This is a genomic window from Brachyspira pilosicoli (genome assembly GCF_019402445.1).
GTDB classification, from domain to species: Bacteria; Spirochaetota; Brachyspiria; order Brachyspirales; family Brachyspiraceae; genus Brachyspira; species Brachyspira pilosicoli_B.
In genome coordinates this window covers 1-13,627 of the sequence record NZ_SRZM01000373.1, presented here as the reverse complement: position 1 = coordinate 13,627, position 13,627 = coordinate 1, and the positions used below count along the sequence as shown (strand labels likewise).

Sequence of the window (13,627 nt, the reverse complement as noted above, 5' to 3'; positions counted from 1 at the left end):
ATTAAATCAAAAACAATACAAATATTTATTTCTTCTCGGTCTTTCCTTTAAGAAGTGGCATATAATCAAAAAATGAATATATTGTAATAATTGTTACAACAAGTAAACTGTAATATATTATTTTATCATAAGGCAAAGCTATAGAAGTATATTTAAGTATCTTTATTAAAAATATTATCACAACAGCCATAGCCCTTGAAGCAGTCTTTAATTTTCCGCTAAATTTGGCAGCCACAGCAAACCCTCTAAGCCCTCCAAGTATCCTTACAAACATAGAAAACATATCCCTATAAAGCGAAATAATATACATCCACATAGGCATAGAACCTTCATACAAGAATATTGTAAACATAGTGATGTGAAAAACTGTGTCAGCAAAAGGGTCTAACACTTTACCCAAATCACTTACTATATTAAACTTTCTCGCTAACATACCATCTAAAGCATCAGTTATCTCTAATATAATTAAAAATATTAAAGCTAGTATTGCCGTAATGATAGAGTTATAAAAATATAAAAATATCACTAATGGCGACAAAATAATTCTGCTGAAGCTAAGTAAATTAGGAATATGTTTTTTCATAATTTTATCCTTAAATTGTTTTTATAAAATTATTTTTCTAAACCTTCGTATAATTTAAGACTTTCTTCATCTGTATAATCTAATGCTTCTTCAGTGTCTTCTACACTGTCACTTTTTTCATAATAATCCTTACTTCTCATAGCAGCATCATATATGGAATAATCTACTTCATACACTATACCACTTTTAGGCATTACATATATCTTATCATCTACGGTATATACTAATTCATAAACCTCTTTAGTATTATCTTGCATATATATTGTAATAACAGCATCTGGAATTTTAAATAACTGTTTCATTAAATCTTGGTCATATACAAAAGCAGATGCCTTAACTAAAGATAAAGTTTCATAATCTCTATATGCTTTATCCAAATCAGTCTGCTCAGCCAAATCATCTACAACCCAATTAGTTCTATTTAATTTTTTTATAGTATTAGTATAATCTTTAGTAGCGATTTCTACAGTTGTTACAGAATCTAAAACTATAGGGCTTTCAAATATCTCTTTATCTCTCAACATATCTATTGTTTTTTTAAGAGCCTCTATATAAACATACTCCACACTAAAATACTCATCATTATATTTTACATAATATCTTTCACCATCAGGAGTTTTATTTCCAACATATATTTTATGTTCTTTTTTTCCATCCCAAACTGTAAACTCATTAGTTGGATTATCCAAACCAAAAGAATCAACCTCGCTTAAATTTGTTATTATCAAATCTATATTAAGAGTATTAAAGTTCTTAACATTAGCAAAAGCTTCCATTTGATCAACTTTATAATTGTTCTCTGGGGAAGTTATAGTCCAAACATCATTCTTTTTTTCTACTGTTATATCCTGATTATCATATATAAGATGATATTTATTTACATTGGTTTCATTAAGCTCAAAAATCTGAGTTCTTGGTTTATTTGCTATTAATTGCTGTTTTTTATATTTAGTAGTAAAAAAAGCAGCAAAGCTAATAATTATTAATACCACTAAAAGAATTATTATTTTTTTTAAGTTTTTGTTCATACGTTTATCCTAATTATATTATTTTCTATTTTGAAGAATGATATTTGCTAAATACAAAAATATAGTTGTTATAGAAAGAAAATAAATAATATCTCTTAAATCTATTACCCCTCTTGCAATATTAGCAAAATGATAATCCCCGCTAATAAATAATATAAAATTAGAAGTATTAGGAAAAAGAAGTCCTAAGAATTTTAATAATATATTAAGAGATATCATTATAGCCAAAGCAACAATCAAGGCTATTATTTGATTTTTTGTAACAGATGAAGCAAATATACCTATAGCACATAAAGCTGATATTAAAAATACGCTTCCAACATATCCGCCTATCACAGGGCCAATATCCAATCTGCCTAAAAAAAGCAAAGTGATAGGATAAAGTATTGTAGGCACTAAAGCAAAAAGCATAAATACTACAGCAGATAAAAACTTACCCATTATAATATCTAATGTAGTTACAGATTGAGTGCTTATTAACTCATAAGAACCGCTTGAAAACTCGCTAGATAATAACCCCATTGTAATTGGAGGTATTATAAGAGAAAGTATAAAAGGCAAAATTGAAAAATAATCTTGCATATCATTTTGAGATAATATAAAAAATCTTGAGAAAAAATATATTCCTGAAGCTATTAAAAATATTGCAGAAAATATATAAGCTATTGGAGATAAAAATATATGTCTTAATTCTTTTTTTAATATTATTTTTGTCTTATTAAAAGAAAAAATATTAGTCATCAATTTTCTCCTTTAGTTAAAGTGTGGAATACTGTTTCTAAATTCTCTTTCTCTTTTACAAACTCATATATTATCCAATCTGTGTTTTTAATAAATTTATATACTTTTTCAATAGGCTCTTTGTCTGTTGTTTTTACAATAATTGTTTTTATATTATCATCTTCTTCAACTAGAGTTATATCTTGAATATTATCTAAACTATTTAATTTTGTCTTTATAATTTCAAAGTTATCATTAGTTTTTAGAGAAAGTTTAATAGAAGATATTTTATTATCAACACTTAAATGTTTAGGGTCATTATCAGCAATAATAGTTCCTTTGTTTATAATAATAGCCCTAGAACAAGTAGCCTCAACTTCGCTTAATATGTGTGTAGATATTAAAACAGTTTTCTCTTTTCCAAGTTCTTTGATAAGCTCTCTAATTTCAACAATTTGATTAGGGTCAAGACCATTTGTAGGCTCATCTAATATAAGTATTTTAGGGTCATGAATAATAGCCCCAGCAAGCCCTACTCTCTGTTTATACCCTTTAGAAAGCTCTCCTATAGGCTTTGATATTACATCTTTAAGAGAACAAGCTTCCACAACATAATTAAGTCTCTCTGATAATTTATTTCTATTTAGTTCTTGTATATCTGCCATATAAACCAAATAATCAAAAACACACATATCATTATATAAAGGAGCAGATTCTGGAAGGTATCCTATTATTTTTTTTATTTCTATATCTTTATCTAAAATACTTTTTCCATCTATAATAGCATCTCCGCTTGTAGGAGAAAGATATGATGTTAATATTCTTAAAGTGGTTGATTTACCAGCACCATTAGGTCCTAATATACCGACAATCTCTCCAGATTTTATTTCAAAGCTAATGCCTTTTAAAGCCTGAAAATCATCATAATATTTAGTTAAATTCTTAACTGAAATCATATTTTATATATATCCTTAAAAAACATTTATTAAATAATAACTTATAATCTAAACTAATAAGAAAGAATTATAATATAAAAAATCTAAAATCTCAACTATAATAATAACCATAAAATTCTTTAAGCGTTATATATATTTTTTAATACATATAAATAAAAAAAGAGTGCCGGAATAATATCCAACACTCTGTATTATTATAAAAAATACTTCTTAAATATTTCTTACTGATTATTAGTTACTATTTCTACGTTTTGAGTAAAAGTATAAATTAAGTTAGTACCAGAAGTAGTAGTAATAGTTAATACATCGCCGTCTAAAGCAATAGTATCAGCACCATTTAATATTTGTAAATATTCCATTTCTGCATTCATATCTTCTTCAGGACCAGCCATTTTAGTAGAACCCATAGGGCTTAATTTAATTTTGTCGCCTTCCAAAGTAAAACCGCCAAAATAATTGTTGATAACAGCTTTACCGCCTAACATATTAGTAGCAGAAAAAGCAATAGTTACTGTTTTTCCTTCATACATATTAGTAAGAGAAAACTCTTTACCTAATAAATCATCAACTGTAATCATAGCAGCATTTGCTTTGTCAGTTGTTGTATTTGCAGATTGTCCGCAAGATACTGCGAATATTGCTCCTATAACAGCAAGAACTAAAATTAATATTTTTTTCATTTTCATCCTCTCAATTAAATTTTGTAAAGAGAATTATATTATAATTAAATTTATTATCAATATAAATATTATAATTTTAATATATTTTTTTATTATTTTATAATAAAAAAATAATATTTAATAAAAATTATTTAGAAATTCTATTTTAAAATATTCTTTTAAATTAACTTAGTTTTACTTTGCACCAGCTGCTTTTAGAATTTTAACTATATTTTGATGTCCTCTTTGGCTTGCATAGCTTAATGCTGTTTTTCCATATTTATCTTTGATGTTAATATCAGCACCAGCATTAATCAACATACGCACTATTTCAGTATAACCTTTATATGAAGCTCTATTTAAAGCTGTTCTGTTTCTAACATTTACAGCATTTAAATCTGCTTTCTTTTCTATCAATACTCTAACAACTTCAGGTAGCCCTTCTTCAGCCGCCTCTATTAATGGAGTTTCTCCCATTCTGTCTTTTGTATTAATATCTGCCCCTGAATTTATAAGTTCTATTGCTCTTTTGCTATCTTTTTTCTCTAAAGCTTCCATCAATGGAGTCATCTTTCTTTGACCAAATAAAGATAAACTAAAAAGCATTATCAAAATAATAATTTTTTTCATAAAAAAACTCCGTTTAATTTATAAAACAAACATTATAAAAATAGTATAATAAATATAATAGAGTTTGTCAATTTTTTGTAAATAAAATTTGTAATAAATTTACGTTTTGATTTATTGATACAAATTACATAAAATAAATTTACATTAAAAAAGATTTATTATGAGTTTTTTCTTGTTTTTTTAATAAAAATAAAATGATTAAATGAATTATTTCTTATTTTTTACATTCATCTTCTTATAATTATTTCTATGCTTTGTTATCTTTTTAAGAGCCATTTTTCTGTCTTTCTTTATCTCTATAGAACTTTTTTGTAATTCTCTATTTTCATTAAGAAGTGTTATATAAGCATCATATCTTTCATAAGGTATTTCATCATTTTCAAGAAGTTCTAATATATAACAATCCGGTTCATGCTGGTGCGTACAGTCTTTAAACTTACATTTTTTAGCATACTCTTCCAAATCTTCAAAAGTTTTCTTTATGCCTTTATCATCTTCCCATAAACCTAAATTTCTTAAACCAGGAGTATCTATTACAACACCTCCACTATCTAACACTAAAAGCTCTCTATGTGTTGTAGTATGCATTCCTTTAAAATCGTACTCTCTTACCTCTTGGGTTTTCATTTTCTCATCTTTCAAAAGATAATTAATAATAGTAGATTTGCCAGCACCTGATGCCCCTATAAAAACTGATGAAGTATCTTTCTTAATATATTTTAAAAATATATCAGCGTTTTTTCCTGTTTTTGAACTATAGGCAAATGCTGTTTCATTAGGATAAGTTTCTTTTATAGTATCCAATAACTCTTTATATTCAGCATCTTCATACAAATCAATTTTACTTATTGCAATTATTGGCTTAATTCCAGAAGTGTGAACTACAGATAAATATCTTGCAATAGCAGACATTGGCATCTCATTATCAATACCTACTATAATAAAAGCATAATCAATATTGCTTACTATAGCCTGAATATCATTTTTTTTAATATTAGCTTTTCTATATAAAATATTTTTTCTAGTAAGTATAGTGTCAATAAAAGCATTATTATCAGACTTTTTCATTAATACCCAATCACCAACAACAGGAAGCTCGCTTTGTACTTCGGAGTTATATCTAATCTTTCCTTTTATTCTTGCTAGAAATTCCCCCTCGTCAGAAAAAAGTGTATAGTATCTTTTATTAATCCTTATCACTCTAGCAGGCATAAGTTCTTCATTATTAATTTCTTTTAAAGAATTAATTTTCAAACTTTCTAATGCTAACTTCTCAAAATATTCATCAAAGCCAATATCTCTTATTTTCAAGATTTTTATCCTCATTATAATAGTATATTAATATAACTATATAATACTAAACATAAAAATATTTGTCAATTTTTCAAAATTATTATTTTAGAAAAATATATTATATTCAAATATATTGACTATAAAATACACTATGATATAATCTATTTCAAACGGCTAATATGTAGAGGTTTTAGTGAATATAAATGAAATAATGGATAACCCTGAAAAACAAATTGAGGTGTTTTCTAATATCATAAAAAAAATGAATTCTTCAACAGACTATGAAGAAAGTTTAATAACTCTTATATCTGAAATAAAAGCCGTAATGAATTCAAATACAATACTTTTATATCTAGTAGACCCAGAATTAAATAACCTAAACTTTGAAATGTCTATAGGACCTCTTGGCAATAATTTTTTTGGTTCTATTATAGATAATGATAAACCAATAGCAGTAAGAGCTTATACAACCTCCGCTTCATTATATTCTAATGATCCTAAAGAAGATTCAAATTTCGTTCCTCTAAAAGATATGATAGGAGATGAATTAAAAAATATATTATTTGTACCTGTAAAAATTAGAAATAGAAATATAGCAGCAATATTTTTATTAAATAAAAAAAATGGTAATTTTGTAGAAAAAGATACTGTATTAATGAAATCTTTTGCACATTTAGTATCTTTATCTTTAGTTAATAAAATCAATTATGAGAAAGCACAATCTAGAGCATATGAAGTTGCAGCTTTGTATGAAATGTCTATATCCATTAATAGATGCGAAACAGTTGATGAAATATTAAACAATAATATTAGCATAGTATGCGAAGCTTTTGAAGCACATAGAGTTTCAGTGATATTAAAAGAAAATGGAGTATTTAAATTTAAAGCTGCAATAGGTATTGATGAAGATGTTTTACAATATGGTGCGGTTACTGTAGAAGACAATGTGCTTGCAGAAATATTAAAAACTAAAAAAGCTGTTTATTCGGTTAATGTTTCTAAAGACCATAGATTCAAACCAAACAAATCATTAAGATATAAAAGAGAAAGTTTTATAGCAGCACCTATAATCATAAAAGATGAAATAATAGGCTTTTTATGTGCCACAGAAAGAAACATTAATAAAGCATATAATTTAAGTAACTTAATGTTATTAGAGATGTTGGCACAGCAATTAGGTGAAAATTACATGCATGTACTTTTATCTGAAGAATCTAAAATAAAAGAATCTCTCACAGAAGAGATTAACTATACAGAGCAATTACAAAAAAGTGTACTTCCAACACATTTTCCAAATGATAATTTATTTGATATTGCTGCAATAAGCATACCGAGCAAAAACGTGGGCGGAGACTTTTATGATTATATAAAAATAAGTAGCAGTAAATATGCTCTTATTATAGCCGATGTATCAGGTAAAGGTTTAGGTGCTGGCTTTTTTATGACTATGACAAGGTCTATATTAAGAGTTTATTTCTCTCAAATAGATGATCCAGCAAGCATATTAAAATACACTAACAAACATATTTATGAAGATTCTAAAAACGGAATGTTTGTTACTTGTTTTTTAGTTGTAATAGATACAAAAAATAAAACTTTAACCTACTCTAATGCTGGACATTTACCTCAATATTTAGTTAGAAAAGATGATTCTTCAAATACCAAGATAATAGAAGAAATGCATACAAAAGGAAAACCATTAGGCTTTGTAAAAAATGAAACTTACATAAATAATAAAATATCATATTCTTCAGATGATACAATAGTATTATTCACAGACGGAGTAACTGATACTTTCAATAGGTTTGATGAAGTTTATGGAGAAGATAGGTTAAAAGAACTGCTTAAAAATGATTATGATAAACCTAAAGAATTATTAGATGATATAGTAGAAGAAACTGTTACATTTAGAGATGAGATTGCCCAATTTGATGATATTACTCTATTAATAACAAAAATTTTATAATTTTTTAAAAATCAATTAAAATTTATATGCTTGATTAATTGAATAATTGTTTTATAATATATAGAATAACTTTAAAACATTTAGGATAAAAAATTGAAAGCAAAAGATTTTTTTAAAACAAAACTATCTAATTTAAAAAATAAATACCATACAGTAAACCTTAATAAATTTATAAAAATATATATAGCAGTATTAGTTGTAATATTTTCTATAGGCACTTTAATATTTGCTTTTTTAATAGCAGATATTATAAGACAGCCAGACGTTCAAGCGGTAGAATTATATAAGCCAACAATACCAACAAAAATATATGATATAAAAGGCGAAGTTATATCAGAGTTTTTCTCAGAGCAAAGAGCTTTGGTTGAATATAAAGATTTACCTCCTCATCTTATAGAAGCAATTATATCTATGGAAGATAATAATTTTATGAAACATGACGGCATAGATATAATAGGTATATTTAGAGGTACTATTGGTAATATGCTAGTTGGCAAAAGACCGAGAGGAGCAAGTACCCTAACTCAGCAGGTAGCAAGAGGAATAGTATTAAAATCTAGAGAAAGAACTATTATAAGAAAATTAAAAGAGATATGGGTAACATTTCAAATAGAAAAGAGATTAACTAAAGAAGAGATAGTAACATTATATTTCAATCAAATATTTTTTGGTCATTCTGTTTACGGCGTACAGGCAGCCAGCAGATTTTATTTTAATAAGAATGTAGAGGATTTGGATTTAGCAGAATGTGCCATGCTTGCAACACTTCCGCCTTCTCCAAACACATACTCCCCTATCAATAATCCAAATATATCTATGAGCAGACATAAAGTTGTATTAAAAAGAATGACAGATTTGAAGTTTATAAGCAAAGATGAAGCAGATAATGCTTACAAAGAATTCTGGGCTTCTTATAGCGGAAAAATAGGAAGAAGAGGTTCTACTGCTTATAGTGCTTCAATAGACCGAGCTCCATATATTACAGAATATGTTAGAAGAGAATTGATTGATAAATACGGAGAAAAAGCATTAAAAGAAGATGGATTAAAAATATATACTACTATAGATATAGAAAAACAGGAAGCTGCACAAAAATTATTAACAGAAGCCTTAAAAGAATATAATGATAAATATGAAGGTGGTTCTATGGATATAAGCACTATTTATGATAGAGAGCTTATAGATAAAGTAGAAATGCTTTCTTTACTATTTGAGCTTCCAGAAAATATGGCAAGAAATAAATTCTCTATATCTGTTCGCTCACTTCTAAACCAAGACACATCAAGTTCTTTAGCACTCATATCAGATATGTTTGGTATGGAAGAAGTTAATGACATTATGATGGAAGTAATGAAGGCAGATGAGGCAGAATTATCACGTCAAATAGAAGGAGCATTAGTTGCAATAGACCCAAGAAATGGATATATAGTTTCAATGGTTGGAGGCTCAGGCTTTACTCCAAGAAACCAATTTAACAGAGCAACCCAAGCAAGAAGACAGGCAGGAAGTGCATTTAAGCCTTTTGTATATGCTGCTTCTATGGACATCACTAACTATAACCCTGCAACTATAGTAAGCGATGCTCCTATTGGATTTGTACCAGAGGAAGGAGAAGAAGGAAAAGTTTGGATACCTAAAAACTATTCTGGAAACTTTAAAGGAGATGTTAGCCTAAGATATGCTTTGGCTGTTTCGCTTAATATTGCCACTGTTAATGTTGTAAATTATGTAGGTATTACAAATGCAATAAGATATATAGAGCCTATATTTAAAGCACAGCCTGATGATGCTAAGTCTAAAAGAATGTTTAATCCAGATTTAACATTAGGTCTTGGTACAGGTTTATTTACACCATTAGAACTTACTACAGGTTTTGCTACTATAGCAAACAAAGGAAAAGAGGTTGAACCTATACTTATAAGATATGTTACAGACAGATACGGTGTTATGATGGATAACTTTGAAGAGGAATTAAAAAGAGAAATTACACTTAAAGGCGGAGCTAAACAAGTAATGAGCGAAGAAGTAGCTTACATGATTAGTGATATATTAGCTGGTGTACTTAGAGGTGGTACTGCTACTAGTGCTATGTATGAGGCTGGATTTACTAGAAGAGGTGCTGGTAAAACTGGTACTTCTAATGACTGGAAAGATGCTTGGTTTGTAGGATACACTCCTGAACTTACTACTGGTATATGGATTGGTTTTGATTCTTTCAAATATTCTCTTGGCAATCATCAAGTGGGGGGAAGAGTGGCTGCTCCTATTTGGGGTAAATATATGGTTGAAGCACTAAAAGATATAAAACCTACTTGGTATTCTCAGCCTGAAAATGTTGTGAGATTAGAAGTGTGTGCAAGAAGTGGGAAATTGCCTAGTTCTTCTTGCCCTGCCCTTACTACCGACTTATTTATAAAAGATAAAATACCTCAAGAGACTTGCGATGTTTGTGATACTTATTTAGAAGATACTAGCAATCTTGATAGTATTATTGATTCTTTTTTTGATTAAATTTTTATGAGTAATATAGTTAATATTGATTCTAATGTTTTAAGATATAATAATATTTTAGCTATTCCCTCTATACATTCAAGAGTATATTTTGCTCTAGCTGTGAGGGAAGCTTTTTATAATTTCAAGCCTGATGCTATAGTTATAGAGCAGCCTTTAAACTTTTATAAATCTCTAAAGAATGCTGTTGCTAGACTTCCATTTATTAGCTTAATTATAAGAGAAATAGAAAATGAAGCTGTTTATATACCTATTGACCCTTGCGACTCTATTATAGAAGCTATAAGACTTTCAATAGATGAAGAGCTTCCGTTATATACAATAGATAAAGATATTACATCAATAAACACTAACTCTCATTATCTTATGCCTGATGATTATTTATTAAACAAAATTGGGCTTGAAAGTTTTTATAGTGAAGTAAAAAACAATTATTCATTTGTAAAAACTAAAACAGATGAAGAGAGAGAATTATTTATGGCTAGAGAATTAGCTAATATCTCTCAAAAACATGAAAGGATATTATTTGTTTGCGGAATGTCGCATTGGGATAATATTTTAAATTTACTTAAAAAAGAAAAAAATGAAACTGATAATGAAAAAATTGAATATAGCGAAGATAACAATAAAATATTTAATATACATAAAAACTCTATAAATAAAGTACTTGGAGAGTTTCCATTTACTTCTTATATGTATGAGAAATATAGAAATAATGAATTAGAGAAGTTTGATAAAATAGAAATTATAGAAAGTATTTTTAGAGAGGCTAAATTAAGATACAAACTCCCTATATCTATGTTGCAGCAAAAGAATATGATGAAGTATTTAAGAAACTTATGCATATTAGACAATTATATTCTTCCTGATTATATAGATATGCTTACAGCTTCAAAGTGCATGATTAATAATGATTATGCTTTGGAGGTAATGGAAGGTATGGAATATTATCCTTACTACACAGATGAAGATGAAGATTATCCTACAATAAAATTAAATCGCGACCCTGCTACTAATGGAATGGAGGGCTTATTAAAAGACAAAAAAATAAAGCTTCATCAATATGACAATATATGGAAAACTTCTTTTAAGAAAGTGCATGTTACAACCCGCCCAAAAGAAAAATATGATGGTGAATGGGCTGACACTTGGAATAAGAGAACTAATTTACTTTCGCATATACCTGAAGACGTGCTTATGGAAAAGCATATGAATATACTTAGAAACAAAATTAGAAATATGCTTACAGAAGATAAAGCAAAAATAGAGCCTTTTAAGGTGAGCATTAAAGACGGTATTGATATGCGTGAGACTATAAGAAATTATTATAAAAAAGAGATATATGTTAAAGAGATTCCAAAGATAAAAGGCAATATTGGTCATATGGTTGTGATATTTGATGAGGAACATGATGAAAATTATGATTGGAATATAGTTTGGTATAGCGAAGCACATGATGACAGCGATTTAATACTTTATTCAACAGAGCCAGGTAACACTTTAGTTGGTCCTGGTATATCAAAATGCTTTTTTGGAGGATACGCTTCACTAATGCCTCCGCAAGCTCCGTATGATGTATGGAGAGAATATGCTAAACTTAAAAAAGACGGTATAGTGAGAAATTATGCTGATTTATTATTGTATACTGCTATAGTTTATTCTGTGGATAAATATTTAGGTTATGTTGCCCCTACTCCGCCTTCAAACATATTAAAAGAGTTTGCTAAAATGACAACAAAAGTAGAGATAGTTTATGTGCCATTAAATACATTCTCTAGTGAAACATTAAGAAAACTAAGACATTTCCATGTACTTGGAGCTAAAAGACTAAGAAGCATCGCTAACGATTATATTATTTAGTAATTATATATATTTCAAGCCCCTTTAGCGAACTTCCTAAACGTTATAATTATCTGCTTATTTTATACTATTGATATTATAGTCTAATGATATAAAATAATATTATGATAAAGTTTGAATAGGATAATAATAAAAATATTATCAATATTAAAAAACATAAAATTTCATTTGAAGATGCAATATATGTTTTTGCCGATAAAAACGCCCTCATTATGAAAGATGAAGAACATTCAGATTATGAGGACAGATTTATTACAATGGGAAATATTAAAGGAAAATTTATTGCAGTTGTTGTTCATACAGATAGAACAAAAAATTCTAACGAAGAAATTATAAGAATTATATCAGCAAGATATGCAACTAAAAATGAAATTAATCAATACTATAATAGGAGGGATTATGAGTGATATAAAAAAAGAATATGATTTTTCAAAAGCACAGAAAATTACAAATTTTGAAAATGGAAAGTTCTTTATTGAAAGCAAAGATATAGAAACCCCTATTTATTTAGACAAAAAAATATTATCTGAATTAGAAATTTTATCTAAGCAGTCAGAAACCTCAATATCAGAAATAGCCAACGAAATACTTTCAAAATATCTAATTAATAAATAACCTCAAGCCCCTTTAGCGAACTTCCTAAACGCAGTAACAGTCTGCACCGAGCCGTACCAAAACAACACCTTTCCTAAAAAATAAACTAAAACGCCGAATATTTTTAATAACAAATTCAGACTAGATGCGGCATATTTTATTAAAAGTGTGTAATCGGTAGGTATAAAATATTTTATTAACTCTGGGAATAAATTTTTATAATTACAAGATAAATTAGCTATATTAGTATTATAAAAATCAGGTATATGTATATAAAAAACTATAAAACAAATAACCGTTATAGCTATAGTCATACCTAAAGCCTTAATCCAATTCTGCCCATTATCACTGTAAAGTGAGCTTAAATATATTGAAGCTATATCTCCAACAATTTTATACAATTCTTTTGTTTTTTTAGTAAACGAATATTCTTTATTTTGTATAATATCTTTTGCTGATTTCATTAAATCATTTTTATGGCATTCAATTTCTTTAGCTTTATATTCTAATGCATCAATGGCATTATTTCTGGCATAAGCCTGCTGTTTAAGAAATAAAGCACTTTCACGATTGGCGAATTTATTCACTTTGAAATTAACAGGATTGATTAAACCACCATCAATAATAGAACCTTTAAAATCTGCTTCTTTTACTTCTATATTTTGTAAATCAATTTTTCCTGTTATTCTTATATTATAAAAATGCATTTTATTTATTTCATTATTCTTTTTATTTATATCTTTTAATATTTCTTTTTTTTCATCTTCTAATAAATAATTAAATAAACTATCATAAAAATTATTTTCTATAAAATTATTATCTATTGA

General features: G+C 27.5%; 11 protein-coding genes and 2 pseudogenes. 5 read left to right on the top strand and 8 right to left on the bottom strand.

Annotated features, from left to right (window positions below):
• Positions 1-25 precede the first annotated feature (25 nt).
• The 7 genes from pgsA to rsgA all read right to left on the bottom strand — a co-directional run bounded on the left by pgsA (position 26) and on the right by rsgA (position 5,887).
• Complete coding sequence (gene pgsA, locus E6A48_RS10970; protein ID WP_219710304.1) at positions 26-583, bottom strand: CDP-diacylglycerol--glycerol-3-phosphate 3-phosphatidyltransferase; 558 nt, start codon at positions 581-583, stop codon at positions 26-28.
• Positions 584-612: 29 nt separating this feature from the next.
• Positions 613-1,611, bottom strand: coding sequence for a DUF4340 domain-containing protein (locus E6A48_RS10965; RefSeq protein WP_219710302.1), 999 nt, complete (start codon positions 1,609-1,611; stop codon positions 613-615).
• A gap of 18 nt (positions 1,612-1,629) precedes the next feature.
• A complete protein-coding gene (locus E6A48_RS10960; protein ID WP_219710301.1) occupies positions 1,630-2,352 on the bottom strand; it encodes an ABC transporter permease subunit in 723 nt (240 codons plus the stop codon).
• Positions 2,352-3,287, bottom strand: coding sequence for an ABC transporter ATP-binding protein (locus tag E6A48_RS10955; protein ID WP_219710299.1), 936 nt, complete (start codon positions 3,285-3,287; stop codon positions 2,352-2,354). Before E6A48_RS10955 ends, E6A48_RS10960 begins: the two co-directional genes overlap by 1 nt.
• Positions 3,288-3,508: 221 nt before the next feature.
• The gene (locus E6A48_RS10950) at positions 3,509-3,967 is read right to left on the bottom strand and encodes an META domain-containing protein (protein WP_219710296.1); all 459 of its coding nucleotides are present in this window, start codon (positions 3,965-3,967) and stop codon (positions 3,509-3,511) included.
• Between the two features lie 174 nt (positions 3,968-4,141).
• Positions 4,142-4,576, bottom strand: coding sequence for an ankyrin repeat domain-containing protein (locus E6A48_RS10945; protein ID WP_219710294.1), 435 nt, complete (start codon positions 4,574-4,576; stop codon positions 4,142-4,144).
• Between the two features lie 207 nt (positions 4,577-4,783).
• Entirely contained in the window at positions 4,784-5,887 is a 1,104-nt protein-coding gene (rsgA, locus tag E6A48_RS10940) for a ribosome small subunit-dependent GTPase A (protein WP_219710292.1), read from the bottom strand.
• 175 nt (positions 5,888-6,062) lie between these two features.
• Between rsgA and E6A48_RS10935 the strand changes: the two genes are divergently transcribed.
• The 5 genes and pseudogenes from E6A48_RS10935 (at position 6,063) to E6A48_RS10915 (ending at position 12,821) form a co-directional block, all read left to right on the top strand.
• Positions 6,063-7,835, top strand: a complete 1,773-nt coding sequence (locus E6A48_RS10935) for a SpoIIE family protein phosphatase (RefSeq protein ID WP_219710291.1) — start codon at positions 6,063-6,065, stop codon at positions 7,833-7,835.
• 93 nt (positions 7,836-7,928) lie between these two features.
• Positions 7,929-10,346 carry a penicillin-binding protein 1A gene (locus E6A48_RS10930; protein ID WP_219710290.1) on the top strand — a complete coding sequence of 806 codons (2,418 nt, stop codon included), beginning with the start codon at positions 7,929-7,931 and terminating at the stop codon, positions 10,344-10,346.
• A gap of 6 nt (positions 10,347-10,352) precedes the next feature.
• Entirely contained in the window at positions 10,353-12,206 is a 1,854-nt protein-coding gene (locus E6A48_RS10925) for a conjugal transfer protein TraB (protein ID WP_219710289.1), read from the top strand.
• Positions 12,207-12,340: 134 nt separating this feature from the next.
• Positions 12,341-12,613: pseudogene (locus E6A48_RS10920) on the top strand (BrnT family toxin); the annotation flags it as partial.
• Positions 12,606-12,821, top strand: coding sequence for a hypothetical protein (locus E6A48_RS10915; RefSeq protein WP_219710287.1), 216 nt, complete (start codon positions 12,606-12,608; stop codon positions 12,819-12,821). The pseudogene E6A48_RS10920 and the gene E6A48_RS10915, both read left to right, overlap by 8 nt.
• 2 nt (positions 12,822-12,823) lie before the next feature.
• Here E6A48_RS10915 and E6A48_RS10910 read toward each other — a convergent pair.
• Positions 12,824-13,627 (bottom strand): annotated as a pseudogene (locus E6A48_RS10910) (hypothetical protein); the annotation flags it as partial.